Source organism: Rhizobium sp. BK591 (assembly GCF_014195045.1).
Taxonomy (GTDB): Bacteria; Pseudomonadota; Alphaproteobacteria; order Rhizobiales; family Rhizobiaceae; genus Rhizobium; species Rhizobium anhuiense.
Map to the genome: position 1 here is coordinate 995,999 of NZ_JACIAZ010000001.1, position 26,213 is coordinate 1,022,211.

The following is a 26,213-nucleotide window of genomic DNA, read 5'->3' on the forward strand; positions in this document are numbered from 1 at the left end:
TGGGCGACGGTCTGAAAGCATCAGAAAATATGCGGGCCATCGGCAATGTACCTGCTTGAACAGCATTGATCGTACTCAATGCTTGGCGTCGGTGCATGAGCTATCTTCGACACCGAACGTCATTTAGTTCTCGGGAGTAAGAGCGATGAAGATGGCCATGATCATTGGACTTGCCGTATTCACTGCCGCCGCCGGAATTGCTCCGGTCGAGGCCCAGCAGAATCGACGCGAATATCGGAGAATGAACTGGAGCGAAAATCTGCCCGAGGCGGTGAGAACCTATCACGACAGACGATTCACGATCGTTAGCTACAGGATGGCGGATTTTTCGGAGACAGGTTCTCACCCTAAGCAGGGAAGTGAAGAACATGTCAAAGCCATCAGAGACGCAATTCGCGCGAACAAATGGCTTGCGGCCCAGCTCAAGGCCAAGAAGCTTACCGCGAACGACATCGAATGGGTCTCGCGGGCGCGCAACGGTAATATGACCTTCTATACAAAATGAGCGGCATTTGTGCCGGGTAAATTTCAGGCTGGGGCAGCCGCGCGGCCTTCCCTGCGCGCCCACCGCATGATTGGCTGGTTGCCATGGCGCGGCTGCGGCCGGCAATGAAAAAAGCGGGCCCATTCCGTCTCACACCTCGTCTCACCTTCACGACCAGCATAAAACGATTGGAACGAAAGGTGTCGGAGGCGGGGACAATGATGTTAGGCGAGCAGGGATTTCTCAGGATCTCGATCGCGGCGACGGTTGTGGTCGCTACGCTCGGCGTGGTTTTCGGCATCCTTTCCGGATCGTTCTCCATCGCCTTCGACGGCGTTTATTCGCTGGCCGATGCGGCGATGACCGGGCTTGCGCTCTGGGTTTCCAGCCTCATCATACAATCGACCCAGAGCGACGCGCAGTCGGGCCGAATCCGAAACCGCTTTACCATGGGCTTCTGGCATCTGGAGCCCATCGTGCTGATGCTCAATGGCTGCCTGCTGATGACGGTCGCCGTCTATGCACTGATCAGCGCGATCATCAGCATCATGAACGGCGGCCACGAACTGCAATTCGGCATGGCGGTCGCCTATTCCGCGGCGACCCTATTTGTCTGCGCTGCCATGGCTTTCCTTGGCATCAGGCTGAATGCCGGCATCAAATCCGATTTCATCTCGCTCGACATCAAGGCGTGGATCATGTCCGGCGGCATCGCGTTAGCGCTGCTGATTGCATTTCTGATCGGCATGGCTGTGCAGGCGACGCCCGTCGCATGGGTCGCCAGCTATATGGATCCCGCGGTTCTGGCGCTGGTCTGCCTGGTCATGATCCCGCTTCCGATCGGCACTGTCCGGAAGGCGTTGAGCGAGATCCTGCTGATCGCCCCTGTCGATCTCCAGGAGCATGTCGACCGCGTCGCCTCGGAAACGGTTCGCCGCCTCGGCTTCCTTTCGCACCGCGCCTATGTCGCCCGGGTCGGCCGCGCAATGCAGATCGAACTCTACTTCATCGTACCGGAAGGGCTTCCGGCAAAGACGGTAGAGGAATGGGACGCACTCCGCGACGAGATAGGGGCCTCGATCGGAGACGAGAGCGCCAATCGCTGGCTGACGATCGCCTTCACGGCCGACGCGGAATGGGCGGAATAGGCGGAATAGGCGACGTCAGCGTTCCCATCGATATCGAAATCCTTTGCCTCAGGTTGATTGCAATCAACGACGGTGCATCACCCGTCATGTACGATCCCTCCAGCTGAGATACGCGTCGCTGCAGAGCGGCCACGGCCTTTGACCCTCGGTTTCCGGAGGAACGCATGGAATTCCAGATGGCATTTCCGATAGCCGTTATCGACGAAGACTTTGATGGCAAGAGCGCCGCAGGACGCGGCATGCGCGATCTGGCGGCCGCAATCGAAAAGGAAGGCTTCCGGATCGTCTCCGGCGTTTCCTACGAGGATGCGCGGCGCCTCGTGCATATCTTCAACACCGAATCCTGCTGGCTGGTATCCGTCGACGGGAGCGAGGACAAGACCACGCGCTGGCAGCTGTTGGGAGAGGTATTGGCCGCCAAGCGGCAGAGGAACGACCGCCTGCCGATTTTCCTCTTCGGCGACGAAACGACCGCGGAAGACGTCCCGGCCGGGGTGCTTCGCCACGCCAACGCCTTCTTCCGGCTGTTCGAGGATACGGCGGAATTCATGGCGCGCGCCATAGCGCAGGCTGCGCGCAACTATCTCGACCGGCTGCCGCCGCCGATGTTCAAGGCGCTGATGGACTACACCCTCGAGGGCGCCTATTCTTGGCATACGCCCGGCCATGGGGGTGGTGTCGCTTTCCGCAAGAGCCCCGTCGGCCAGCTCTTCTATACTTTCTTCGGTGAAAACACGCTGCGATCCGATATCTCCGTATCGGTCGGCAGCGTTGGTTCGCTGCTGGATCACGTCGGGCCGATCGCCGAGGGCGAGCGCAATGCCGCACGCATCTTCGGCACCGACGAGACCCTATTTGTGGTCGGCGGCACGTCGACGGCAAACAAGATCGTATGGCATGGCATGGTGGGGCGCGGCGATCTGGTGCTGTGCGACCGCAACTGCCACAAGTCGATCCTGCACTCGCTAATCATGACGGGCGCAACTCCCATCTATCTCACGCCGTCGCGCAACGGGCTCGGCATCATCGGCCCGATCTCGAAGGATCAGTTCACCCCGGAATCGATTGCTCGCAAGATTGCCGCAAGCCCCTTTGCCGGGCAGACGAGCGGCAAGGTCCGGTTGATGGTTATCACCAACTCGACCTATGACGGGCTGTGCTACAATGTCGATGCGATCAAGGCATCGCTCGGCGACGCAGTCGAAGTGCTGCATTTCGACGAGGCCTGGTACGCCTATGCCAATTTCCACGAATTCTACGATGGCTTCCACGGGATTTCGTCTACGAAGCCGGCGCGTTCGAAAACCGCCATCACTTTTGCCACGCAATCGACGCACAAGCTTCTGGCCGCGTTCTCGCAGGCCTCGATGATCCACATCCAGCATGCCGAGACCACGCGGCTCGACGTCACCCGCTTCAACGAAGCCTTCATGATGCACACCTCCACCTCGCCGCAATACGGCATCATCGCCTCCTGCGATGTCGCCGCAGCGATGATGGAGCAACCGGCGGGACGCGCGCTCGTCCAGGAGATGATCGACGAGGCGATCAGCTTCCGCCGGGCGATGAACACGATGAGGCAACAGACGGAAGGCAGCTGGTGGTTTGACGTCTGGGAGCCGACGGTCGCCGAGCAGACGCCGACCGATATCCATGCCGACTGGGTTCTGAAGCCGGATGATGCCTGGCATGGGTTTACCGGCCTTGCCGAAAACCACGTCATGGTCGACCCGATCAAAGTCACCATTCTGTCGCCGGGCCTGTCGGCAAGCGGAGCGATGGACGAGCATGGGATACCGGCGGCCGTCATCACCAAGTTCCTGTCCTCCCGACGCATAGAAATCGAAAAGACCGGCCTCTATTCCTTCCTGGTGCTTTTCTCGATGGGCATCACCCGCGGCAAGTGGAGCACGCTCGTTACCGAGCTCCTGAATTTCAAGGATCTCTATGACGTCAATGCGCCATTGACCCGCGCGCTGCCGGCACTCGCTGCATCCCATCCGGAAGCCTATGGCGGCATGGGGCTCAAAGACCTCTGCGAACAGATCCATGCGATCTACCGCAAGGACGATGTGCCGAAGGCGCAGCGCGAGATGTACACCGTCTTGCCCGAAATGGCGTTGCGTCCCGCCGACGCCTATGACCGGCTGGTCAAGGGGCGGATCGAGAGCGTCGAGATCGACAATCTCATGAACCGCATCCTCGCCGTGATGATCGTACCCTATCCGCCGGGTATCCCGCTGATCATGCCGGGCGAGCGGATCACCCAGTCGACGAAATCCATTCAGGACTATCTGCTTTACGCCCGTGATTTCGACCGGAAGTTCCCCGGTTTCGAGACGGATATCCACGGCCTTCGATTCTTGCCCGGTGACGGCGGTCGCCGCTATCTTGTCGATTGCATTGCAGAGGAGGGGCAGGAATGATCCCGCGCGATGTGAAGTCTCCGACGGTCGCCATACCGTTTCACAAGATGCTGAAGATCGTGGCCGTCATCGACCGCGACAATTCTCAGGCCCAGGAACTGGTGGCGCAGATCACCGCCCAGGGTTTCCAGGTGGAGCTGCGCCACGACTATTCCGCTGATGTATCTGAGGATGCTGACGTCGGCGCCTATATCGGCTCGGTCGAGGGCGGCAAGCTGCCGGCGGCACGTAACTTTCTTCGCTCGGTCAGGGATATCGGTTTTCGCACGCCGATCTGGGCAATGGCGGATACGCTGACGATTGCGGATATGGATGTCGTCGAGATGGCCGGCGAGGTGGATGGCTTCGTCTATCTCGGCCAGCAGACGCCGACCTTCTATGCCAAGCAGATCGTTTCCAGCGCGGTCAATTACGGCAAGTCGCTGCTGCCGCCGTTTTTCGGCGGCATGATGGCCTATGACGGCGAGGCCAATATCGCCTTCGATTGCCCTGGACATCAGGGCGGCCAGTTCTATCGAAAATCACCGGCCGGCCAGCTCTTCTTCAAATATTTCGGCGAAAGCATTTTCCGCAACGATCTCTGCAATGCGGACGTCGATCTCGGCGACCTCCTGATCCATGAAGGCCCCGCCGTCGAAGCACAGAAGCAGGCTGCGCGCATCTTCGGCGCGGACCGCACCTACTTCATCCTGAACGGAACAAGCACCTCCAACAAGGTGGTCGCCAACGCGGTGCTGCGCAGCGGCGATCTCGTGCTCTTCGACCGCAACAATCACAAATCCCTGCATCAGGGCGCGCTGGTTCAGGCGGGCGCCATCCCGATCTATCTGCCGACCGCCCGCAATTCCTTCGGCATGATCGGCGCGGTCGACTGGGCGGCCTGGGACGAGAGCTGGCTGCGGCGAAAGATCGAGGAACATCCGCTTGTCACCGACAAGAGCCGCGCGCAGGCGGAGAGGCCTTTCCGCCTGGCCTGCATCCAGCTCGCGACTTATGACGGCACGATTTACAATGTCCGGCAGGTCATGGAGAAGATCGGTCATCTCTGCGACTACGTGCTCTGGGACGAGGCTTGGATCGGCTACAACGCCTTTCATCCGCTCTTCGAGGGCCACAGCCCGATGCGCCTGAAAGACCTGCGGGCGGACATGCCTGGCCTGTTCTCCACCCAATCCGTGCACAAGCAGGGCGCCGGCTTCTCGCAGGCATCGCAGATCCACAAGCGGGACGAACATATCAGCGGCCAGCGCCGGTTCGTCGAACACAAGCGTTTCAACGAATCGCTGCTGATGCATGTTTCGACCTCTCCCTTCTATCCGCTCTTCGCCTCGCTTGACGTCAACGCCAAGGTGCATGAGGGCAAGGCGGGCGAGATGCTCTGGGACCGCTGCATCGAACTGGGGATCGAGGTGCGCAAGAAGCTGCGCGGTTTCGTCGAGCACTACGAGTCCAAAGCCGCAGGCACGGAAGAGCAATGGTTCTTCGATCCCTTCGTGCCGGACAAGGTCACCATTTCGGGCTCAAAACATACCACCGACCTCGAAGCCGTACGGTGGGAAGATGTGTCCACGGATGTGCTCAAGCGCGAGCAGCAATGCTGGCGTTTCGATCCACAGGCAAAGTGGCACGGTTATGCCGGATATGCGCCTGATTACACGATGGTCGATCCGAACAAGCTTACGCTGCTGACGCCCGGCATCGACCGCAAGACCGGTGAATATCGCGAGTTCGGTATCCCGGCGACCGTCGTCGCCAACTATCTGCGCGAGCAGCGGGTCGTCGCCGAAAAATGCGACCTCAACAGCCTGCTTTTCCTGCTCACTCCAGCCGAAGACGAGAGCAAGCTGAACACGCTCGTCGCCAAACTCGTCAAGTTCAAGAATCTCTGGGATCGCGACGCGCCGCTGCAGGAGGTGCTGCCGACGGTCTTTGCGGCCAATCGCGAGCGTTATGCCGGCTATACGGTCCGCCAGGTCTGCCGCGAAATGCATACCTTTTATCGCGATGCCGGCGTCAAGGAATTGCAGCGTCTCTGCTTCCGCTCGGAGAGCTTCCCGGAGCCGGCCATCGCTCCCAAGCAGGCCTATGAAGCGCTGGTCGCCAACAATGTCGACTATGTGTCGTTGACGGAAGCCGCCGGCCGCATTTCGGCAACGCTGGCGCTGATCTATCCGCCCGGCATCGGCGTGATCGTGCCGGGAGAGCGCTGGGACGACCGAGCACGACCCATGCGCGACTATTTCCTCGCCTTCGAGGAATCCTTCAACCGGTTTCCGGGTTTCAACTACGAGGTCCAGGGCGTGTTCCAGGAGCGGGTCGAGGGGCGGATCAAATTCCACACATATGTCGTGCGCGAGTAGCGGCAGGAGGATTTCATCATGACCGACAACACGATGCATCTCGCGGCCGAGACCACCGCGAAGAAAAAGATGAATCTGGTGCAGCTCACCTTCATCGTCGCCGTGAACATGATGGGGTCGGGCATCATTATGCTTCCCGCCAACATGGCGCAGGTCGGTGCAATCTCGCTCCTTTCCTGGCTGGTGACCGCCGTCGGCTCGATGGCGATCGCCTATGGCTTTGCTCAGGCCGGATTGTTCAATCAGCGCCCCGGGGGCATGTCCGCCTATGCGGAAGATGCCTACGGAAAAGACGGCTATTTCCTGGTGTTCTTCCTGTACTTCCTGTCGCTCGCCATCGGCAATGTGGCGATTGGTATTTCGGCCGTTGGTTATCTCGCCGGCTTCTTTCCGGTGCTGACATCCACGCCCATCATGACCTGCCTGGCGCTGATCGTGCTTCTGTGGCTGACGACGGCCGCCAATTTCGGCGGTCCGCGTATTACCGGGCGTATCGGTTCGATCACAGTCTGGGGCGTCATCCTTCCGGTCGGGCTGCTGTCGATCATCGGCTGGCTCTGGTTCAGTTCAAGCACATTCGGCGCTGCCTGGAATCCGAAAGGGCTGACACTGGCCCAGGGCATGGGATCGAGCATTTCGCTGACGCTCTGGGCCTTCCTCGGCATGGAGTCGGCGGCGCAGAATTCGGATGCCGTCGAAAACCCAAAGCGTGACGTACCGCTCGCCTGCATGTTCGGCACGCTCGGGGCAGCCGTCATCTATATCCTGTCGACGACAGTCATTCAGGGCATCGTGCCGAATGCCGAGCTCGCCACTTCAACAGGTCCGTTCGCACTGGCCTATGCCACGATGTTCAATCCGACGATCGGTTCGATCATCATGGCGCTGGCGGTCCTTGCCTGCCTCGGCTCTTTGCTGGGCTGGCAGTTCACGATCGCCCAGACGGCGAAAACCGCTGCCGATGAGCGGATGTTCCCGTCCATATTTTCCCGGGTGAACGAGATGGGCGCGCCGGTCAGCGGCATGATCATTCTAGGCATCGTGCAGACAGGTCTTGCCCTGATGACCATATCGCCGACTTTGAGCGAGCAGTTCTCCGCGCTCGTCAACCTCGCTGTCGTCACCAATGTGCTGCCTTACATCATAGCGCTGTCTGCCCTGTTCGTCATGATGAAGGCCGCTCGCGTGCCGCCGGCGAAATACCGGCTGAATGCCACGATCGCCTTGGTCGGCATGGCTTACAGCGTTTTCGCCATCTATGCCTCCGGCAAGGATGCGGTACTCGGCGGCATGATCGTTACAGGGATCGCTTTCATCATTTACGGGCTTATCGCCCCGCGTTTCGCCAGCGGCGTGAACCGGGCGCCGGCCGAGTAACACAGGGAGGACCAAACATGTCAGGTAGAAATGGTCGCTGGGCGGCAATTGCCGCCTCTGTCCTCGCCGTGATGGCCGTCGCACCGCCCGCGCCCGCCCAGACGCTCGACCGCGTTAGGACGTCCAGCGCGCTGAAATTCGGCTACGACCCCGACGCGAGACCTTTTTCATTCGATGCCCAGCAGGGCAAACCCGATGGCTATGCGGTTGCCCTCTGCAACCGGATAGCCGACAGCCTGAGGGCTCAGCTGAACCTGCCGAAGCTCGACGTGGAATGGGTTTCCCTTGCAGGCGACGCCAAGCTGCGTGCCATACAGGATGGCACGGTGGACCTTGTCTGCGGGGCGGAGCCGGTGACGCTCAGCCGCAGGCAGCAGGTCTCATTCTCACTCCCGATCTTCCCGAGCGGTACCGGGGCGCTGCTCAATGCGAGTGCTCCGCTGGCGCTGCGCGAGGTTCTGCAATATGGCGAGCCATCGAGTCGGCCCGTCTGGCGCGGCGCGCCGGCCCGCACGATCCTCGAGCACAAGACATTCTCCTCCATAGCCGGCACGACAAGCGAAGGCTGGCTGTCCGACAGGATCAAGACCTTTCAGCTCGCGGCAACGGCGACGCCCGTGAACAGCTATCAACAGGGGATCGAGCGTGTCCTGGACGGCAGTTCGGCGGTGCTCTTCGGCGACATGCCGCTTCTGATGGATGCCGCCGCCCGCAGCGACAGCTCCGGCAATCTCATCATCCTCGAGCGTCATTTCACCTACGAACCCCTCGGCCTCGAGTTGGCGCGCGGGGACGAGGATTTTCGCTTGGCCGTCGATCGCGCCCTGAGCCAGGCCTATGCGGCGCAGAATTTCCGGGTGTTTTTTACAACATGGTTTGGCCAGCCTGACGACGCAGTCGTGACCTTCTTCCAGCAGACGGCTCTTCCGGAATGAGGCCGCGAGCAGATCAGGGAAGACGAGCAAGACAGGGATCATTGGCGTCGGCCGGGAGCTAGCGGCAACAGATCATCGCGATCCAGGTAATCGGGGGCCAGGTTATCGGGGGCCAGGTAATCAGGGGCTAGGTGATCAGAGGGGAGTGAAGGTTGAGCCTTCTTTTCAAAGAGATTCGCGATAGCCCCATGCTCTGGCTGCTGGCCGCCGTGCCGGTCGTGTTCGCAGCTGCGGCGCTCTTCCCCGAGGCCCACACGGCGCTTTTCATCCTGTCGGTGCTGGCCATCGTCCCGCTGGCCGGACTGCTCAGCCATGCGACCGAATCCGTTGCCGCCAAGACGGGTGACGCCGCGGGCGGGCTGCTGAATGCGACCCTCGGCAATCTCACCGAACTGGTCATCGCGCTGGCTGCCCTGCAGGCAGGCGAATATACGCTGGTCAAGGCATCCATCGCCGGAGCGATCGTCACCAACACGCTATTCATGCTGGGCGCTTCGTTTCTGCTCGGCGGGCTCAAATACCACATTCAGGAGTTCAACCGAGCCAGCGCGCGACTTCAAGCCGGCCTGCTTTTCCTGGCCACAATCGCCCTGCTGATGCCTTCGGCGCTTGGTGGATTGGACTCGGCATCGGTCGCACCAGTCACTCAAACGCTCAGTCTCAGCCTGGCTGCCTTGCTGATCGTCGGGTACGGGCTTGGGCTGTTGTTCACGCTTCGGACGCATCGGGAATTTTTTTCTTCAACGGAACATGCCGAGGCCGGCGAAGCGCCGTGGCCGATCGGCCTTGCTCTGGGCACGCTTGCCGGCGTCACCGTAATCGTGGCCCTGGTGAGCGAGATTTTCGTCGAGTCCGTGCAGGAAGCGGCCGAGGCCTTCGGAATGACCCCCGCCTTTGTCGGTTTCATCGTCGTCGCATTGGTCGGCGGTGCGGCCGAAATGGCCTCGGCATTTTCCGGCGCTCGCAAGAACCGGCTGGATCTGAGCGTGGGCATCGCGCTCGGGAGCGCTTCCCAGATTGCCTTGTTCGTTGCGCCCGTTCTGGTCTTGATGAGTTATTTCATCGGTCCGTCGCCGATGGATCTGCAATTCTGGCCGGGTGCCGTGACGATGATGTTCCTTGCGACGGTGACTGCGATGTTCGTCACCAACAGCGGGCGATCGGCATGGTTTGTCGGCGTCCTGGTGCTGATGGTGTACATGATTTTCGCCATAACGCTGTACGTCCTGCCGCCGGCAGTGCGATGAGGTCCCGCGTTCCCAAACAGGAGCGATCGGGCGGCGGACCGCATACCCGGCAGGTGAGAAGGCTGTTCTTCATCGCACTCGCACAGCAGCTGCGTGTCATCTGGCCGATCCTTTCCGGCATCGTGTCGATCATGGTCGCATCCGGACTGGCAATTTGGCGGATCGAAAATTGGCGGATCGATGAAGCGCTTTATTTTACCTTCGTGACGGGACTTACCATCGGCTACGGCGACTTTACGCCCAAACATGTTTCGGCACGGATACTCGCTTTGGTCATCGGGTTTGCAGGGATCGTGCTGACCGGCGTCATTGCAGCCATCACAGTAAAAGCCTTGAGCGTGACGGACCGAGACGGCAGCTAGGTTTGATGAGATTGCGCCGCCGTACATTTTATTCGTGATCTCGGGGAACGATCCGATACCTTGGTGACTTCGTATCCATTGCAGGGATACGTTGAATGCGGAGCTGATCCATGAGCAAAGAGCGTGGCCGCAGAAAACTGATGTTGCGGCTCCCCGATATCCGGCATCTCCTGGAGAGCATGACCAGTGAAGCGCTCGCGGAGATGTTTGAATCCTACGATCTTGCTGTCGATGCGCTGGAGCGGTTCCGAAGTAAGAGCCCGAGGGAAGAGAAGCTCATCATCGAGTATGAACAGCTCTGCCGCGAAATCGAGCAGGAGGTTGTCGTCTACTGCAAGAACAGGTGAGTCCCGCCAGGCCGCCGCTGGCGCCTCGACGATCGTCATTGCGGGTGTTCGATGCGTTCCGGTTGAGCATCGAATCTCGCGGAGCGGCTATTTTCCGATCCGGTCGAAACCGAAGGCCAGGCCCAGGCTTTCAGCAGTTCGTAGAAGACACCGAGAACGACCGGCCCCAAAAACAGCCCCAGCAGGCCTTGTGACAAGGTGCCGCCGATGACGCCGATCAGTATCACCGGCATTGGAGTGGAGAGGCCGCGCGCCATCAAGATCGGTTTCAGTATGTTATCGATGATCATGATGGGGATCGTCACGACGGTGAAAGCCAAGGCGATCGACATGGGCCAGGAGAACCACGCCCAAATGATGACCGGCAAAAGAATGAGCGCAGGCCCGAGCTGCATCAGGCACAGGACGAGCACAAGAAAGGTCAAGGGGCCGCTCCCCGGAACGTCAAAAAGGGCAAAACACAGTCCGCACAACAGCGCTTGCAGGAAGGCAACGCCAATGACGCCCCGCGATACATTGCGCACCGTAGCTCCCGCCAGCCGGGCAAAGCCGACACCCTTTTCACCGGCGATCCGGCTTGCCAGCACCTGTATGGCTGCAGCCAGGCGTGCTGATCGCGTCAGCAATAGGCCCGAAAGCATGATCGAAACGACAAAGCTCAAAACGCCGCCGCCGATCGAGGCGAGCTTCGTGACGATAACGGCCGTGACTTCACGAATGGGCGCTTGAAACTTGATGATGGTAGCGGCCAGATCGCTTGCAATCCGATTCCAGGCGTCGTGAATCCGCTCGCCGACGACGGGCCATTCCCGAATAGCGACCGGTGCCGAGGGGAGCGTGAAGTTCCCCGTCCGCAGTTTGCCGATCAACGCCTGCGTGGTGTCGGCAAAATTGACCGCAACGAGGGCCAGGGGCGCAATGATCAGGACGAGGCAAAAGACGACGATGATGGCGGCCGCGATGACGGGCCTGTTTCCGATCAGCCTCGAAAGTGCCTCGAATATCGGGAAAAGGGCGACCGCAAGGATGGCCGACCAGATGACGATCAGCGCAAAGGGAGCAATCAGAACGATGGTCCAATAGGCAAAAAGCCCGATGATGCCCAATCGGACAAGATCGCTTATTCTCGCCTCTATCGAAATCTGCCCTGACCCGGCTCCCTGCGCCGCCGTATCGCCTGTGGTCTCCATCGTTGCGTCCCGTCCGCCATGTTCTAGAGCGGTTCAGCTTTTCGCGGAAACGCGAACTGCTCTAACCTTTTGTTCTGACGCGATTCCCGGCAAAAGCGCTTCGCGCTTTGCCTGGAATTGCTTCAGGCTGAGGTCGTCTTATGACGTCGCGTCCGGCACGACATGGCGGATGCTGTGGTCCTCCATGAAATCCGACGGCCGCTTCTGACGTTTGCCGAGATCGGGTGCTTCGAACTTCACCCGCTCATAAGGGATGGATTGCAGGATGTGCGAGATGCAGTTGACCCGGGCACGTTTCTTGTCATCCGAGGGCACCACCCACCACGGTGCATGGTTGCTGTCGGTCATCCGCAGCATCTCGTCATAGACACGCGTGTAGTCCCACCAGCGCTGATAGGATTCAACATCCATCGGACTGAGTTTCCACTGTCGCAGAGGATCGTCGATCCGGCGTCTGAAACGGCGTTCCTGCTCTTCCTCGCTGACCGTCAGGAAGTATTTCAGTAGAACGACGCCGCTTTCGACGATCGCGGCCTCGAAGCGAGGCGCCAATTCAAGAAAGCGCTGCGCTTTCTTTTCGCTGCAAAATCCCATGACCCGATCAACGCCGGCGCGGTTGTACCAACTGCGGTCGAATATGACGATTTCGCCGGCGGCCGGCATATGAGCGATATAGCGCTGCATGTAGATCTGAGATTTCTCGCGGTCGGTGGGCGCCGGCAGTGCCACGACGCGAAAGACCCGCGGACTGACCTTTTCTGTTATGCGCTTGATCATGCCGCCTTTGCCGGCGGCATCCCGTCCCTCGAAGACGATGACGACTCTCGCACCGGATTTCTTGATCCAGGCTTGCAAATGGGCCAACTCCACCTGCAGTCGCTCGATTTCCTTGTCATAGTCCCATGATTTCTTTTTCTTTTTATCCTTTCCGACGCGGCCTGCCCCTCCATCCGTCTTTGCGGGCTCGTAATTCTCGTCCATTTCTCTACCTCCCTTGCGCGAACATATTCTAAAGCGCGTCGCGATCTTTCAGATTCGCTCCTTGCGCTTTAGCTCTTTGTTTTTACGCATGTCGTTGCCGCAAAACCGCTGCACACTTTTGCGCGACATGCTTTAGCCTGCCGACGCGGTGCTGCCGGTCTCGCCGACACTTCCTATCAGCGCTCGCAACGCCTCTTCCCTGCCGTTGAAAAGATTGTGAACACCGATCGCTTCGACGACCCCCGCGCGCTCGAGGATGCCGCGGCTTTCCTCGCTGAGGTCGGTCATTGCGAAAACGATATTCCGCTTTGCCAGGATCTCGGCCACGGCATCGAGCGCGGCTGCGCCGGTGCTGTCGATATGCGTGACGGCGCTGGCATCGAGCACGAGGCATCTGGTTTCGGCAGGGAGTTCCTTCGCTACGGACGCCAGCCGCAGGCGCACGTAATCGGCGTTGTAAAACAGAATGCTGCCTTGGATGGCGAAGACGGCGGCCCCCTCGACAGGGCGCGCTTCCGGAAAGCGGGCAAGATCGAAAAAGCCGTGCCGTCCCTCGATACGTCCAAGAAGACCGTCGCGGGGAAACATCGTCTGACGCAAGAGATAGACGAGCGTTGCCGCAACCGCGACGATGACGCCGTTGAGAACACCGAAGCTGATTGCGCCCCACATGGCGATCAGCGCAAAAATGAATTCCATGCGGCTGATGCGCCAGATCTTTTTCAATTCGTGAATATCGATGAGGCTGATTGCCGCCGTTGCGAGGATTGCGGCGAGCGCGGGAATGGGGAGTATCCGCAGCGCACTGTGAAGGAAAACAAGCGCGGCGATCAGCGTCGCGGCCGATACCAGTCCAGCGACCTGAGAGACGCCGCCTGTCGACAGGTTTATCGCGGTTCGGGAATCCGAGACGCTGACGGGAAACGAGCCGAACAAGCCGGGCGCGATGTTGGCGGCGCCAAGTCCGATCAATTCCTGATTTGCGTCGACCTCCTCTCCGGTTCGTGAGCCGAAGCTTCTTGCTGCGACGATGCCTGCGCCGAAGCTGACGAGAAAGATCGCGGCCGAACCGAGCACGATCTTATCGAGAGGCATCTGATGCAATGCAGGCAGAGATAGGCTCGGCATTCCGCTTGGGATATCGCCGACAACTGCAATGCCCCGGCCTTGGAAGTCGAAGATCGCCGAAAGGACGACCGAGAGGACAACCACCAGAACAGGACCTGGAACTCGGAACCGAAAGGCCCGGACGATCCATAACAGGGCGAACATGATCAGGCCGAGAATGAGCGAAGGCCAGTGGATCAGGCTGCTCTTGGCGAGCATTTCGACGAGCGGCGGGATCAGTCCATCCGATGAGATCTTTACCCCCGTGAAACGACCGATTTGTCCGACCAGGATCGAGAGCGATACGCCGGCGAAGAAACCCACCAGAATGGGACGGGAGAGAAAGCTCGCGAGAACGCCGAGCCTCAGCAGTTTCGCCGCGATGCAGAAGACGCCGACACCAAGCGCAAGGGCCGACGCGATGGCGACCCTGTCGATACCTGCCGTCGTGGGTTCGGCTGCGATGATGGCGCCCATGGCGGCCGCCAGCACGGTCATGGTCGCGGCGTCAGGCCCGACGACCAAAAGCCGGGAAGGACCAAAGATCGCATAGGCGATCGGAGCAACGATGCTGGCATAGATGCCAGTTTCCGGCGGCAGGCCGGCGATGGCGGGATAGGCGATGGCGCTCGGCAAGCCGACTGCGGCAATCGACAGCCCGGCTGGAATGTCACTGCGGAGCCAGTCTCTGTTGAAGCCAGCCAAGCCCCGCAACATCGGAAGACTTCCTATCACCCGCTGGCTCCTTATTTTTGCCGCTGGCACGCATCAATGTTCGAGGAACACGTAGTTCATCCAGCTGCTCATGCGCAGCAGCACCTTGCGCAGAACGGCGACATGGTGCCAATGGTGGGTGTAGACCGCGACCTCCGCGACCACGCCGCCCGGCAGTTGATAATCATCGGTGTTTTCGAGCAACTCGATCCGAGCCAGCGTTTGTCCGGGCGATAGGCGCTCGGGCGATTGCGGGTCGATCAGCGCGCCGCTCGGCTGCAGCTGGCCCTGGGCCATCACATCGATGACCTCTTGCACCCGCGCCTTGAATATCTTGCCGGGTACGGCTTTGAAGGCAACCTCGGCCTCGTCGCCGACGTGGACGCGCTGCAGCGAATTCTGGATGAAGGCTGCCCCCAGCATGCGGTCCTGACTGTCGATGAAGACCATGACCGGCCTGAGCGGAAGGGGATTAGCCATCATTCCGGGGCGGAGGAAGACCTGCGTGACGTAGCCGTCGCTCGGCGCCCGCACCACCGTCTGATCAAGCTCGTATTCGGCATTGTTCAGCTCCGCCTGCAGCCTTGCAACCGTCGGGTTCGTTCCGTTGATGTCAGACTCGTAGGCGAGCCTTGCCTGCGCGGCTTGTGCGCGGGCAGTGTCGACCGTAGCTTCCGACGTCAGATAGATGCCTCGCCGGTTTTCGACCTCGAGTTCGGAAAAGACGGCGCCCCTGCCGCTCGACTTTGCATTCTCGTTCGACTGCTGGAATTTCTCGAAAGCCTGCCGGGACCGGTCCCTTGAGGCCTCGGCGCCCGTGACCGCTGCATTGGCTGCATCCACGGCCGCTTTCAATTGCAGAACGGACTGCTCGGCTTCGGCGAGCGCGGCTTTCTTCTGATCAACCGTGAACTGATAGGGTCGGGGATCGATGCGAAAAAGGATGTCGCCCTTCTTTAGAGGTGCATTCGGTGTCACCGGCACCTCGACGACCTGCCCCCCGACGACGGGAATAACGGGAGCCGAAGTGAAATAGATGCGCCCGTCGCTCGAATAGGGATGATTGTAGCTCATCAAAAGCAGCAGGGTGGAGATGAGGAAGATCCCGCCGAGAACGGCCGTCGCGAGCGTCCACTGGTTTACCGGAATCCTGAATACTTTGAAGATCGTCCAGCAAATCGCGGCATAGGTCAGTATCAGGAGCAGATCCATCAGGCGGTCTCCTTCTCCGGCGCTTGCGCCTCAAGCTCGGCGATCCGGGCATGGAGACGAGCAATTTCCGCATTCGCTTCGACTTCCGCCGATAGTTTGCCGTCCTGCCGGATACCCCAGCCGCGGTCTTCACGGTAAAGCGTCGCCCAGATGAACAGGAACGGCCAGATCGCGTGAAGCGTGAAGAGGCTGACCCATCCAGCGACATGGATGGCATCCTGATGGGGGTGATTGCGCGCCTTGGCGATCAGATGCGGAATGTCGTGAATGGCAATCACGGCATAGAAGAGGGTGACCACGACAAAGGCCAATACGCCCAAGGCAAAATAGTCGAGAAACACGACCCCTCCCTTCCGGCTTGGTCTACCCGAGCCGTCGATCGCAAGCGAAGGTGGAATTGTAGGCCCGTTTCGGCGCAAAGGCCCGTAGCATCGCGTAATCTCTATCGGGGCGTTCGCGGGCGACCCGTCTGACGGACTTGCCTGCGCTGGAAGGAAAGGAGCGAGATCGGCGAGACGAATCCCGTTCGCCGTCTCGTATCGGGCATGGGATGCGTCCTTCCGAAGCCAGCCACCGTAGGATCGCGTATTTTACGTCTCCAGACGGGTCCGCCTGTTATATAGTTTCCACACTGCTTAGCGCAGTTTCGTCGGCGGGGGCGGAGATGGCGTCGGGAGAAAGTGGTTCGACATATCTGTCCGCTCTGGAAACGGCAGAGGCTTATTTTCCCGACCAGGCAAGGCTGGTGCAGCGGCTTTTCTACGTCGATGAGGCTTTTCATAGCATGTGCGAGGATCTCGTTGCCGCGGCGCAGGCTTTGGCGCATGTCGAACAGTTACCCGACACGTTGAGAGAAGCGCGGCGGCTGGAATATGCAGGCCTGGTCGATGCCTTGTTGAAAGAGATGAGGGAGGCGATTTCACAGTCGAAAATTGTAGTGCTCCGGCGGTCACCCGCCATCGGCCCGAAATCTCCGTGAACGCATCCGTCATTCAACTGAACCTAGGGAGGTCAATGTGCGATGAAAGCAATTTCCCGCAAACTGCTTGGTGGGTTGTCAGCTCTGGCGATCATTGCACTGCAGCCAGCCTTCCCCGTGCGAGCACAGGCCCCTGCGCCGGCTGCGGCGCCCACCCAGTCGAGCGCAGAACAGCCCGCGGCTGCCCTTCTTTCGGAGGATGAACTCGAGGTGCTGGTGGCGCGGATCGCGCTCTATCCGGATGAACTGGTCGCGGCGATTTCGGCCGCCTCCCTCTTTCCCCTGCAGATCATCGAAGCGCAGCGTTTCCTGGAAGCGAAAAAGAAAAATGCCGATCTCAAGCCCAAAAGCGATTGGGACGGCAGCGTCGTTTCGCTGCTCAACTACCCTGACATTGTCAAGATGATGAGCGAGGATCTCGATTGGACTCAATCACTCGCCGATGCGCTCGCCAATCAGCAGAAGGACGTGCTGATTGCCATCCAGCAGCTTCGCGACGAGGCGGTGGCAAAGAACATCATTAAGACGGATGACAAGGTGACGGTCGTCACCGAAAACGACAACATCATTATCCGTCCGACCGATCCCGAGAAGATCTATATCCCGCAATATCCGCCGGAAATGCTTTATGAACCGGACTATGCCGCGGCGCCGATCTCCTATTATCCCGATTATTACGACAGCTACTACTATCCGGGTGCCGCGTTCTTTGCCGGAGCGGTCACCGGGCTTGCCTGGGCCGCCGTCGTCAATTGGGACGACTGGGGCGTATGGGGTGGTCGCTGGGACGGCGATATCGACATCGATTGCAACAATTGTCTGAATAATCGCAACTTCAACGGAAAAATGAAGTGGAACGACGTCGACTGGGCGAATGTCGACCGCAGCAAGCTGAGCATCGGCAAAGACCAGCTTGCCAAGCTGGATCGGTCGTCGATCAAATCGGGACTTCAGGCCGACAATCGCAATCAACTGCGAAACAAAGCCGCAGATATCCAGGCAGGCCAGAGGCCGGGTAATCGCGGGACGGCCGCTCGCGCGGAAGATATCCGAAAAAACACGGCGCAAGGACTGAAGGCCAAACCGCAGGCGAACAGGCCGACGGCCGCCAATCGTCAGAACGTATCCCGGCCCGAAACCCGTCCTCAAAAATCGGCCAATCGCCCCTCCAAGCCCGCCCAGAAATCCGTCAAGAAACCCAACAAACCGCAGATGGCTGCCCGGCCCGACAATCGCGGGCGCCAGTCGAGCGCACTCGGCAACGTGCAGTCCGGCCGCCAGCAGACCGTCGCCTCGAAACGAGGCGCGCAAAGCATGGGCGCTCATCGCCCGGCAGCCCGTCCCCAGCATCACTCGCGCCCGATGCCGTCTCGCGGCGGCGGCGGCCGCGGTGGCGGTGGCGGCCGCGGTGGCGGCGGGCGGCGATGACACCCCTTACGAGCCCATGGAGTTACATCATGAGACGTCAATCGATGGTAATCCCGCTCATGCTTGCGACAGCGCTCTGCACGATGCCGACGAAGCCGGCGTTTTCGCAGGGGCAGACGGATCTTGCCGAATACAAGGCGGCAACGCCCTCACCGAAATTCGACAGCCCGTCTCTTGCACTCGATCGGCTGAAATCGGTGCTCGGCTCCAACAATATCGGGGATCTTGGGGATCTGCTCGGTCTGAACGCAGACAAGCTGCGCTCGAGCAACGAGGCAATGATCGCTTATGGATTGATCCGGGAAGGCGCCGAACGACAGATGAGCTTGAAAGACGTCGAAGGTGCCAAGATCGTCGTGATCGGTAATCGACTCTGGCCTCTGCCGTTTCCGCTGACTGAGGACAAGGACGGGAAGTGGTCCTTCGACACGCAGCGCGGCTTCGAGGAGATCATCAATCGGCGCATCGGCGAAAACGAACTCGCGACGATCGACACGATGCATGAATATGTGGCTGCGCAGTATCAATATGTGTCCGACGATCGCGACGGTGACGGTATTTACGAGTTCGCCAAAAAATTGATCAGCAGCCCGGGCAAGCTGGACGGCCTCTACTGGGACCCCAGCGTCTCTGCAGAGGAAAGCCCGGCAAGCGCGCTGGTCGAGACGGCCGCTTTCGGCGCCGCCAAACGTGGGGAAGGTTATTTCGGATACCGCTATCGCATCCTGACCGCCCAGGGCGACAATGTACTGGGCGGCAAACAAAGCTACGTCATCAATGGCTATATGACCGGTGGCTTTGCGCTCGTCGCCTGGCCGGTCACATATCGGGTGACCGGCGTGCAGACCTTTGTCGTCAACGGGATGAGCGTCATCTATCAACGCGATTTGGGGCCGCAAACGGAGCAGCGCGCCGCCGCGATCAAGGAATTCAATCCGGACGCCAATTGGACCATTGTAAGCGAATAGGGTCTTACAGCGCGGCGCGGTCGTCAACCGCCCCATGCACCCGGGGGCGGCTGCATGATGCAACCGCCATGGCGCGATTGGAATAGCGTTTGTTGCCCGTGACTTCCCGCCCAAGCCATTTCGGCAGGGCCGGAAGATCATCTTCGCTCGCTATCTCGATCTCGGCGAGCGTCAATCCTTCATAGACTCCGGCAAAGACGTCTACATCCCAGTTTCTGCCCTCGTACAGAACCCGGTAGCGGGTCTTTTCAATGACGTGGCCAGTCGCATGGAGAAGCAGGTCCCGTGCCTCCTCGACAGGAATCTCGTATTCATATTCGTCCTTGGCGAGCCCTGCTGTGTGGAATTTGATTGTCAGGCAAGCAGAACGGTCGTCGATCAAGCGAACACGTACCGAGTTCTTGTCTCGAGACAGATAGGCCTGCTGCAGGACATGCGACATCCCGGCGCAATCGCGCCAGCTATCGTTACGCACGAGGAATTTGCGCTCGATCTCGATTGCTTTCAAGTTGATCGCCTCTATCTGCTGCCGGTCACTCGACGGGCGGCTCCCAAGTGAGGAAGAAGCCGACGTCTCCCGGCATGCCGTCCGGGAAGCTGATGATCATGGCCTTCAACCCGTAACCCTGCGGTCTGGCAACTTCCTCGAAGAGTTCGAGGAGTTCCTTTGCCTTTCCCTGCAGTGTCTTCTGCCATCCGGACAGGTTGTTGTTGATGGCCCGGCCGCTGTCCGTGCAGAAGGTCGACGGAAAGCTGTAAATCAGCGCCTCATATTTGCCGTCTGCGGCCGCTTTCATGACCAGCCGCTTGATGACGGCGCGTTCCGCTTCGCCAATCTGCTTGCGGAAAAAATCCTCGACGAACTCCGCGTGTTTCTTTGCTTCACGCGCCTTGATCTTTTCGCTGCGCTCCATCTCGACAAGCTGAAGCTCCAGAGCGCGTTTGCGCAGTTCCTCTGCGCTTGTCATGGGGTGGGGTGTAGAGGTCTCAGGTGATGTCATCGCAGGCTCCTCCAGAGAATACATGGCGATGATAGAGCGCGCTTGGAGCCTAAGGCAGTAAAATACATGTCGGTGCCGGTAGAATACGGTATCCTACGCGGGCATTTCGTAAACTGTGACTTACGTCCGTCATTTGGCTATTCATGGGATCCGGTCAGCATTGGTTAGGTTATTCGGCTGGGCGGCATTGCCGTCACGCCTGACGGGGACTATTGTTTAGGACTGCGTGCTGCTGGTTGTTCGCAATCGGAGTCTGGGGGAACCGATGACGAGTGCAGGCATAAACAGGGTCACCGCCTCACAGGAGGAGGTGCAGCAGCAACTTGAGCGCATTCTTTCCAGCCGGGAATTCCGCCTTCCCGAACGGGCAAGGCGTTTCCTTGAATTCGTGGTCACGGAAACGCTTGCAGGCCGTCGCGACTACCTGAAGGCCTTTACCATCGCACAGGCCGTTTTTGGCAGAGACGCGAACTTCGATGCCCAACAGGATCCCTGCGTTCGCATCGAAGCCGGTCGGCTGAGACGGGAACTGGAACACTACTACCTGACCGCCGGCGACGCGGACCGGATCATCATCACCATCCCCAAGGGCGGCTACGCGCCGGTCTTCAATGTCATCAGCAGCGCTGAACCCAATGCTATCTCGCCGCTCAAGCAGTCCGATCTGCCAAGCTCGTCAGACGACAATAACGCTCAGATCAGTGCGGCTGCGGATACGATCAGCCGGGACCAGGCGGACCGGCGCTTATCGCCGGGCCGATATTGGCTTCTTGCGGCGGGCGCGGTGATTGTCCTGGCCTCGGCGGCGGCCCTCCTTCAGCAGGTCGGGTCGCCGAGCACGGAGCGTGAAACGATATCAGGAGCTGATAATCGCCCTAGCATTATCGTCGAGCGTTTCGAAAGCGCCTCCGACGGGAGCCTTGCCTCCGACATCTCTCGCGGCATCACCGACGACATCATCGAGAAGCTGGTCCGCTTCAATGATATCGTTGTCGTCACCGCCATGCCGCGGAATAGAACCGGCGAAGTTTTGTCGCAGCCGCTTTATGCCCTCCAAGGAAGTGTGCGGCTCGAAGGCAGCAAGCTGCGCTCGACAGCCAGACTCGTGCGGCGGGCGGATGCCGCCGTCATCTGGGCAAGTAATTATGATGCCGACATGAAGGTGCAAGGCATCCCGCAAACGCAAGCGAGCCTTGCCGGGGATATCGCGACGGCGGTCGCGCGTCCGTTCGGCGTCATGTTCCAGACCGATACCGCGACCATCGCCGGAAGCACGGACGTTTTTTCATGCGTTCTATCCTACTATAGCTACCGCAGCGAAATGACCGTGCAGGCGCACGAGTTGGCAAAATCCTGCCTGCAGCAGGCCGTGGAAAAAGTGCCGTCCGATTCCAATATCTTCGCCCTTCTTTCGTTGATTCATCTCGACGAGTTCCGCTTTTCATACCAACTTCACACGAAATCGACGGCTGCCACGCTCGACCTCGCGAAGGAACTTGCCGAGCAGGCCGTGCGGCTCGACCCAAAGAATGCACGCGCTCTTCAGGCACTGATGCTTGCCAACTTTTTCGGCAATGATCCGGCCGGAGCCCTGAGCGCCGGCGCTGCCGCCTACGCCAGCAATCCGAACGATACCGAGGTGGCAGGTGAATACGGCCTGCGCCTGTCGATGTCGGGGGAATGGGATAGAGGCTGCACGCTGATTTCGGAGGCAGTCGGCAAGAATGCCGGACCACGCGGATATTACGAGGTCGGAATGGCGCTCTGTGCCTTCATGCGGGGCGATACGCAGGCTGCGGAACTATGGTCGCGCATGTCGGACCTCAATTACAATCCGATGCATCGTCTCGTATTGCTCTCCATTCTCGGCACGCTTGGAAAAAAACAGCAAGCAGAGGAACAGCTTGAGTGGATCAGGCGCGAGTCACCGGCATTGATCCCGAACATCAGGCAGGAGGTCGCCAGGCGGCTGGCGCGGACCGAAGATCAAAAGCGTTTTATTTCGGGAATTGAAGCCGCTGGCCTGTCTGTGCAATAGGGCGAAGCTTGGATCATCGCCAAGCTCTGAGGCTGGAGCGGCTGCCTCCTCCAAGCTGCCGGGCCCCATCACCTTCTTCAATGGCCTACAATACTTCAAAGCATGTGCCGCAGGTTGGGCCTTGCGAGATGTGTATATCCCTTCGTGTTCTGACGGGACGAGGGACGAGCCAAACGAGACGGGGCGGGGATGGAGAGGTCGCGGCATATCCTCTTCGCCCCGTTTACGGGGAGAGGTACCGGCAGCCGAATAAAGGGTTGATTTTATAAAAATTTCCAATATTTACAATAATTTAATTGATTGAAGTGAATCCATTCACGCTAGGGAAGGAAGCATGACGACGATCCGCAGGCCTGGGGAAGTCTATGATTTCTGGTTCGTCAGATGCGGCCGGGAGCTGTGGTTCCGTGCGACGCCGGAGCTTGACGCCGAGATCCGCGAAGGCTTCCGCGATACCCATCTGGCGCTTGCCGCGGGCGTCCGGGACGAATGGCGGGCCGACCCGGAAAGCCGGCTGGCGGCCGTCATCGTGCTCGACCAGTTTCCCCGCAATATCTATCGCGGCACCCCGCTTGCCGTCGCGACCGACGGGCTGGCGCTTCGGGAAGCCAAGCTCGCGCTCGCAGCAGGCGCCGACCAGGCGGTTGAAGCGGCATGCCGCACCTTTTTCTACATGCCCTTCGAACATGCCGAAGACCTTGACGAGCAGGAACGTTCGGTGGCGTTGTTCACCGCGCTTGGCGATGAGGAATATCGCGATTATGCGATCCGCCACCGCGACGTGATCGCCGCCTATGGCCGTTTTCCGCACCGCAATGCCATGCTCGGGCGGGAGTCGACGGCGGCGGAGCGCGACTATCTCTCCAGGCCCGATGCCGGTTTCTGAGGCTTTCCTGGGATATTCCGCCTTTCTGTCGCCTTTCTTTGCTATGACAAGCAGGCATTCTATCCTGACGACAACCCTTCCGGAGGCGCTTTTGCGGCTGAGACCGATCCTGCTTCGCACCATTCTTCTGCTGACGCTGGCGGTCGCGGGCGCGCATTTCAAGGGTGCTGCGGCCTTCGCCCAGGAGCCGCAGGCACCGGCTGCCGCGCAGGAGGCACCGCTTACCGATACGCCACTCGACCAGGCGGCGAAGGAGATCGAAAAGGCGAAGGTCCAGCTGACGGCACTGCAGGACGGCGCCAAGCAGAATGCCGACAATGACGATGCCCTGGTCGGGCTCGCCACCAAGGCTGACGAGCTCAGCCGCGCCGTCATTACCATATCGGTTAATCTCAGGCCGCGTTTCGACCAGATCAAGAACCGGCTTGCCGAGATCGGCGATCCGCCGAAGGACGGGCAGCCGCCCGAGGCGAAGATCGTCACGGACGAGCGCAATGCGCTGACTGCCGAGCGTGCGCAGATCAACGCGGTGACCGGTGACGCCGAAAACCTGTCGATCGCGGTGACGAAGCTCCTCAACGAAATCATCGAAATGCGGCGGCGGCTTTTCGCCGACACGCTTTTCAGGCGCACCGAGATCTCCGTCTCGGTGCTCGACGATGCCGTGAGCGCCTTCGTGCACGAGGCCAGCGAATTCTCGCAGGCTTTGTCGAGCTGGGCCTCTTTCGTCTGGAAGTTCAAGCGGTTCCCGCTGTTTGCCGCGATCTTCCTGTCGCTTGCTTCGGCGCTCATTCTGCTATCCGGCAGCTATCGGCTGTTCGGCTCGTATCTGCGCCGGGACGAGGCGATCGAGAACCCGTCTTATATCGGCCGGCTGTCGATCGCCTTCTGGTCGACGCTGATCCGCACCCTGGCGCTTTCGGTACTGCTCGTCACCTCGTTCTTCTTCCTCAATAGTTTCAATGTTCTGCGGCCCGACATCGCACCTGTCATCGGCGCCCTGTTTGCGGCGATCGGGCTCGTCTATTTCGTCGGCCGTTTCGTCAACGCCATCTTCGCACCGGACGAACCTCGCTGGCGGCTCGTCCGGCTTTCCAATCTCGGCGCACGCTCGATCGGCTATTGCCTGTTGGCGATGGCGATCGTCAACGCGCTCGATTATCTGTTCGGGACGATCGGCGAGGCGATGGGCTCGCCGCTGGTGCTGACCGTGGTCAGGAGCCTGATTGCCGCGCTGATCATCGGCCTGATCCTGATCGCGGCCTCGTTCGGCAAACCGATGCTGGCGAAGAACGGCGATCCCGATGCGCCGGGCCGGCATTGGCCGCGCGGCATGGGGATCATCCTGCGCGTCGTTGGCGCCAGTCTCATCCTCACCGCGCTGACCGGTTATGTCGGGCTGGCGCGCTTCGTCGCCACGCAGCTCATCATCACCGGCGCGGTCGTTGCCACCATGTATGTCGGCCTGCTCTCCGGCAAGGCGATATCAAAGCAGGAAAGCTTCGGCGACACCTTCTTTGCAAGCTTCCTGACGCGCCGCTTCAAGCTTGGGCCGGTGGCGATCGACCAGGCCGGCTTGCTCGTCGGCCTTGCCATCTATGCCGTGGCGCTTCTCGTCGGCATCCCGCTGATCCTGCTGCTCTGGGGCTTCCATGTGCAGGATCTGCAGTTGATCGCCTACCGGCTGTTCACCGAGGTCAGGCTCGGCGGCATCAGCATCTCGCTGCTCGGCATCTGCACCGGCATTCTGCTGTTTGCCGGGGTCTACCTGCTGACACGCTGGCTGCAGCGCTGGCTCGACGGCAATGTGATGGCAAGAAGCCATGTCGATCTCGGCGTGCGCAATTCGGTCAAAACCGGCATCGGCTATCTCGGCGTCGGCATCGCGGCGATCATCGGCGTTTCGGCGGCCGGCATCGATCTGTCGAGCTTCGCGCTGGTCGCCTCAGCACTTTCGGTCGGCATCGGTTTCGGCTTGCAGAACATCGTTTCCAACTTCGTCTCCGGCTTGATCCTGCTCGTCGAGCGGCCGTTCAAGGTCGGAGACCATGTTGTATCAGGCACGGCCGAAGGCATCGTCAAGCGTATCTCGGTGCGCGCCACCGAGATCGAGACCTTCCGCAAGCAGTCGATCATTGTGCCGAATTCGGAGTTGATCAACGGGCTCGTCGGCAACTGGACGCATCGCAACAAGATCGGCCGTTCGGAAATCCCCGTATCCGTCAGCTACAACGCCGATCCGCAGAAGGTGATGGATATCCTGCTGGAACTGACCGCCAAGATTCCGCTCGTCATGCGCAACCCCGAGCCGCATGTCGAATTTTTGCGTTTCGGTCCCTATTCGCTGGATTTCGAGCTGCGCTTCTTCCTCGCCGACATGGGCGACGGCATGACGGTGCGCAACAATTTGAGGATCGAGATCCTCCAGCGCTTCAAGGCCGAGGGGATCGAGATCCCGTTGCCGCAGAGCGATCTCACCATCCATCGAGAGGCTCCTCCCGTCCTTGTCGATGCGGGCAGGGATCGGAAGGGCGACCAAGAAAATCCAGGGGATAAGCCCATGGAGGAGGAAGAGCGGCCGGTGCGGCAATTGCGCAGCCGGACGGCGGACGGCAATCTCAAGAGCTGAACGGGTCATTCAGCCATCATTCACGGGTGTGCGTGCATGATCCCTTCCATCGGGATCGCTGCCGGGGGCAGCACCGATCGTTCGAGGGGAGGGCGCGCCAGCGCCGCCGCACATGATGGCAAGATTTGCCGCCGTTCTGCTTGTCCCGCTGCTTGCCGCGCCCGCGGCTTATGCGGCATCCGTTACCAACACCGATCCGGCGGCCGTCGTGCTCGTCATCACCGAGAGCGGCCAGCGCGTCGAGGTTGTGGTCGATGCCGGCGCTTCGGAAAGCCTCTGCCCCTCCGGTTGCTTCATGACGACGCCCGACGGCGACCGCATCGGACTCGACGGCGGCGAGACGATCGACATCGTCAAGGGCTCGGCCGTCGTCAAGTAGCGGCTGCACTGATTG

The 26,213-nt window shown here is 60.1% G+C and carries 23 protein-coding genes; 16 read left to right on the top strand and 7 right to left on the bottom strand.

Annotated features, from left to right (window positions below):
- Positions 1 to 145 precede the first annotated feature (145 nt).
- The 9 genes from FHX10_RS04815 to FHX10_RS04855 all read left to right on the top strand — a co-directional run bounded on the left by FHX10_RS04815 (position 146) and on the right by FHX10_RS04855 (position 10,686).
- Entirely contained in the window at positions 146 to 505 is a 360-nt protein-coding gene (locus tag FHX10_RS04815; RefSeq protein ID WP_244604781.1) for a hypothetical protein, read from the top strand.
- Between the two features lie 200 nt (positions 506 to 705).
- Positions 706 to 1,632: a cation diffusion facilitator family transporter gene (locus tag FHX10_RS04820; protein WP_028755960.1), complete on the top strand. Its 927-nt coding sequence runs from the start codon at positions 706 to 708 to the stop codon at positions 1,630 to 1,632.
- A 164-nt stretch (positions 1,633 to 1,796) separates the two neighbouring features.
- Positions 1,797 to 4,058 carry an Orn/Lys/Arg decarboxylase N-terminal domain-containing protein gene (locus FHX10_RS04825; protein ID WP_028755959.1) on the top strand — a complete coding sequence of 754 codons (2,262 nt, stop codon included), beginning with the start codon at positions 1,797 to 1,799 and terminating at the stop codon, positions 4,056 to 4,058.
- Entirely contained in the window at positions 4,055 to 6,418 is a 2,364-nt protein-coding gene (gene speC, locus FHX10_RS04830) for an ornithine decarboxylase (RefSeq protein ID WP_028755958.1), read from the top strand. The genes FHX10_RS04825 and speC overlap by 4 nt, the downstream gene beginning before the upstream one ends.
- A gap of 18 nt (positions 6,419 to 6,436) precedes the next feature.
- Positions 6,437 to 7,795 (top strand): putrescine-ornithine antiporter, encoded by a 1,359-nt coding sequence (potE, locus tag FHX10_RS04835; protein ID WP_028757847.1) that lies wholly within the window; start codon positions 6,437 to 6,439, stop codon positions 7,793 to 7,795.
- 17 nt (positions 7,796 to 7,812) lie between these two features.
- Positions 7,813 to 8,730 carry an amino acid ABC transporter substrate-binding protein gene (locus FHX10_RS04840; RefSeq protein ID WP_028755956.1) on the top strand — a complete coding sequence of 306 codons (918 nt, stop codon included), beginning with the start codon at positions 7,813 to 7,815 and terminating at the stop codon, positions 8,728 to 8,730.
- 152 nt (positions 8,731 to 8,882) lie between these two features.
- Positions 8,883 to 9,977, top strand: coding sequence for a calcium/proton exchanger (gene cax, locus FHX10_RS04845; protein ID WP_028755955.1), 1,095 nt, complete (start codon positions 8,883 to 8,885; stop codon positions 9,975 to 9,977).
- Positions 9,974 to 10,339, top strand: a complete 366-nt coding sequence (locus FHX10_RS04850; RefSeq protein ID WP_028757850.1) for a potassium channel family protein — start codon at positions 9,974 to 9,976, stop codon at positions 10,337 to 10,339. Before cax ends, FHX10_RS04850 begins: the two co-directional genes overlap by 4 nt.
- Positions 10,340 to 10,449: 110 nt before the next feature.
- The gene (locus tag FHX10_RS04855; protein WP_028756251.1) at positions 10,450 to 10,686 is read left to right on the top strand and encodes a hypothetical protein; all 237 of its coding nucleotides are present in this window, start codon (positions 10,450 to 10,452) and stop codon (positions 10,684 to 10,686) included.
- 35 nt (positions 10,687 to 10,721) lie between these two features.
- Here FHX10_RS04855 and FHX10_RS04860 read toward each other — a convergent pair whose 3' ends face one another.
- The 5 genes from FHX10_RS04860 to FHX10_RS04880 all read right to left on the bottom strand — a co-directional run bounded on the left by FHX10_RS04860 (position 10,722) and on the right by FHX10_RS04880 (position 16,231).
- Positions 10,722 to 11,876 carry an AI-2E family transporter gene (locus FHX10_RS04860; RefSeq protein WP_028756252.1) on the bottom strand — a complete coding sequence of 385 codons (1,155 nt, stop codon included), beginning with the start codon at positions 11,874 to 11,876 and terminating at the stop codon, positions 10,722 to 10,724.
- 138 nt (positions 11,877 to 12,014) lie between these two features.
- Positions 12,015 to 12,857, bottom strand: a complete 843-nt coding sequence (ppk2, locus tag FHX10_RS04865; protein WP_028757192.1) for a polyphosphate kinase 2 — start codon at positions 12,855 to 12,857, stop codon at positions 12,015 to 12,017.
- Positions 12,858 to 12,989: 132 nt separating this feature from the next.
- The gene (locus FHX10_RS04870) at positions 12,990 to 14,681 is read right to left on the bottom strand and encodes a SulP family inorganic anion transporter (RefSeq protein ID WP_206114806.1); all 1,692 of its coding nucleotides are present in this window, start codon (positions 14,679 to 14,681) and stop codon (positions 12,990 to 12,992) included.
- A gap of 51 nt (positions 14,682 to 14,732) precedes the next feature.
- Positions 14,733 to 15,890 carry an HlyD family secretion protein gene (locus FHX10_RS04875; RefSeq protein WP_028756255.1) on the bottom strand — a complete coding sequence of 386 codons (1,158 nt, stop codon included), beginning with the start codon at positions 15,888 to 15,890 and terminating at the stop codon, positions 14,733 to 14,735.
- Positions 15,890 to 16,231 carry a DUF3302 domain-containing protein gene (locus FHX10_RS04880; RefSeq protein ID WP_047610340.1) on the bottom strand — a complete coding sequence of 114 codons (342 nt, stop codon included), beginning with the start codon at positions 16,229 to 16,231 and terminating at the stop codon, positions 15,890 to 15,892. The genes FHX10_RS04875 and FHX10_RS04880 overlap by 1 nt, the downstream gene beginning before the upstream one ends.
- A gap of 323 nt (positions 16,232 to 16,554) precedes the next feature.
- On the opposite strand from FHX10_RS04880, the gene FHX10_RS04885 reads away from it, so the two are divergent.
- Genes FHX10_RS04885 through FHX10_RS04895 form a run of 3 tightly spaced genes read left to right on the top strand, consistent with a single transcriptional unit; the run spans position 16,555 to position 19,265 of the window.
- The gene (locus FHX10_RS04885; protein ID WP_097594260.1) at positions 16,555 to 16,869 is read left to right on the top strand and encodes a hypothetical protein; all 315 of its coding nucleotides are present in this window, start codon (positions 16,555 to 16,557) and stop codon (positions 16,867 to 16,869) included.
- Positions 16,870 to 16,911: 42 nt separating this feature from the next.
- Positions 16,912 to 18,297 (top strand): DUF3300 domain-containing protein, encoded by a 1,386-nt coding sequence (locus tag FHX10_RS04890; RefSeq protein WP_047610337.1) that lies wholly within the window; start codon positions 16,912 to 16,914, stop codon positions 18,295 to 18,297.
- Between the two features lie 29 nt (positions 18,298 to 18,326).
- The gene (locus FHX10_RS04895; RefSeq protein WP_028757189.1) at positions 18,327 to 19,265 is read left to right on the top strand and encodes a DUF2950 family protein; all 939 of its coding nucleotides are present in this window, start codon (positions 18,327 to 18,329) and stop codon (positions 19,263 to 19,265) included.
- A gap of 4 nt (positions 19,266 to 19,269) precedes the next feature.
- On the opposite strand, the gene FHX10_RS04900 is transcribed toward FHX10_RS04895, so the two are convergent.
- Positions 19,270 to 19,773 (bottom strand): CYTH domain-containing protein, encoded by a 504-nt coding sequence (locus tag FHX10_RS04900; RefSeq protein WP_049816532.1) that lies wholly within the window; start codon positions 19,771 to 19,773, stop codon positions 19,270 to 19,272.
- 25 nt (positions 19,774 to 19,798) lie between these two features.
- Positions 19,799 to 20,266: a hypothetical protein gene (locus tag FHX10_RS04905; protein WP_028758642.1), complete on the bottom strand. Its 468-nt coding sequence runs from the start codon at positions 20,264 to 20,266 to the stop codon at positions 19,799 to 19,801.
- Between the two features lie 265 nt (positions 20,267 to 20,531).
- On the opposite strand from FHX10_RS04905, the gene FHX10_RS04910 reads away from it, so the two are divergent.
- The 4 genes from FHX10_RS04910 (at position 20,532) to FHX10_RS04925 (ending at position 26,198) form a co-directional block, all read left to right on the top strand.
- Positions 20,532 to 22,304: a hypothetical protein gene (locus tag FHX10_RS04910; protein ID WP_097594261.1), complete on the top strand. Its 1,773-nt coding sequence runs from the start codon at positions 20,532 to 20,534 to the stop codon at positions 22,302 to 22,304.
- Between the two features lie 334 nt (positions 22,305 to 22,638).
- Positions 22,639 to 23,190, top strand: a complete 552-nt coding sequence (locus FHX10_RS04915; RefSeq protein WP_028757186.1) for a DUF924 family protein — start codon at positions 22,639 to 22,641, stop codon at positions 23,188 to 23,190.
- Between the two features lie 91 nt (positions 23,191 to 23,281).
- The gene (locus tag FHX10_RS04920) at positions 23,282 to 25,819 is read left to right on the top strand and encodes a mechanosensitive ion channel family protein (RefSeq protein WP_183844923.1); all 2,538 of its coding nucleotides are present in this window, start codon (positions 23,282 to 23,284) and stop codon (positions 25,817 to 25,819) included.
- A 112-nt stretch (positions 25,820 to 25,931) separates the two neighbouring features.
- Positions 25,932 to 26,198: a hypothetical protein gene (locus FHX10_RS04925; RefSeq protein WP_028758639.1), complete on the top strand. Its 267-nt coding sequence runs from the start codon at positions 25,932 to 25,934 to the stop codon at positions 26,196 to 26,198.
- Positions 26,199 to 26,213: the final 15 nt, after the last annotated feature.

Excerpts from the sequence above, each read along its gene's own strand:
- FHX10_RS04850 (WP_028757850.1), top strand. The coding sequence starts at position 9,974 with ATGAGGTCCCGCGTTCCCAAACAGGAGCGATCGGGCGGCGGACCGCAT.
- FHX10_RS04855 (WP_028756251.1), top strand. The coding sequence starts at position 10,450 with ATGAGCAAAGAGCGTGGCCGCAGAAAACTGATGTTGCGGCTCCCCGAT.
- FHX10_RS04820 (WP_028755960.1), top strand. The coding sequence starts at position 706 with ATGTTAGGCGAGCAGGGATTTCTCAGGATCTCGATCGCGGCGACGGTT.
- FHX10_RS04890 (WP_047610337.1), top strand. The coding sequence starts at position 16,912 with ATGAAAGCAATTTCCCGCAAACTGCTTGGTGGGTTGTCAGCTCTGGCG.
- FHX10_RS04905 (WP_028758642.1), bottom strand. The coding sequence starts at position 20,266 with ATGACATCACCTGAGACCTCTACACCCCACCCCATGACAAGCGCAGAG.
- FHX10_RS04870 (WP_206114806.1), bottom strand. The coding sequence starts at position 14,681 with ATGTTGCGGGGCTTGGCTGGCTTCAACAGAGACTGGCTCCGCAGTGAC.
- FHX10_RS04840 (WP_028755956.1), top strand. The coding sequence starts at position 7,813 with ATGTCAGGTAGAAATGGTCGCTGGGCGGCAATTGCCGCCTCTGTCCTC.
- FHX10_RS04815 (WP_244604781.1), top strand. The coding sequence starts at position 146 with ATGAAGATGGCCATGATCATTGGACTTGCCGTATTCACTGCCGCCGCC.
- FHX10_RS04910 (WP_097594261.1), top strand. The coding sequence starts at position 20,532 with ATGACGAGTGCAGGCATAAACAGGGTCACCGCCTCACAGGAGGAGGTG.
- FHX10_RS04915 (WP_028757186.1), top strand. The coding sequence starts at position 22,639 with ATGACGACGATCCGCAGGCCTGGGGAAGTCTATGATTTCTGGTTCGTC.
- FHX10_RS04895 (WP_028757189.1), top strand. The coding sequence starts at position 18,327 with ATGAGACGTCAATCGATGGTAATCCCGCTCATGCTTGCGACAGCGCTC.
- FHX10_RS04925 (WP_028758639.1), top strand. The coding sequence starts at position 25,932 with ATGATGGCAAGATTTGCCGCCGTTCTGCTTGTCCCGCTGCTTGCCGCG.
- speC (WP_028755958.1), top strand. The coding sequence starts at position 4,055 with ATGATCCCGCGCGATGTGAAGTCTCCGACGGTCGCCATACCGTTTCAC.
- FHX10_RS04885 (WP_097594260.1), top strand. The coding sequence starts at position 16,555 with ATGGCGTCGGGAGAAAGTGGTTCGACATATCTGTCCGCTCTGGAAACG.
- ppk2 (WP_028757192.1), bottom strand. The coding sequence starts at position 12,857 with ATGGACGAGAATTACGAGCCCGCAAAGACGGATGGAGGGGCAGGCCGC.
- FHX10_RS04825 (WP_028755959.1), top strand. The coding sequence starts at position 1,797 with ATGGAATTCCAGATGGCATTTCCGATAGCCGTTATCGACGAAGACTTT.
- potE (WP_028757847.1), top strand. The coding sequence starts at position 6,437 with ATGACCGACAACACGATGCATCTCGCGGCCGAGACCACCGCGAAGAAA.
- FHX10_RS04875 (WP_028756255.1), bottom strand. The coding sequence starts at position 15,890 with ATGGATCTGCTCCTGATACTGACCTATGCCGCGATTTGCTGGACGATC.
- FHX10_RS04860 (WP_028756252.1), bottom strand. The coding sequence starts at position 11,876 with ATGGAGACCACAGGCGATACGGCGGCGCAGGGAGCCGGGTCAGGGCAG.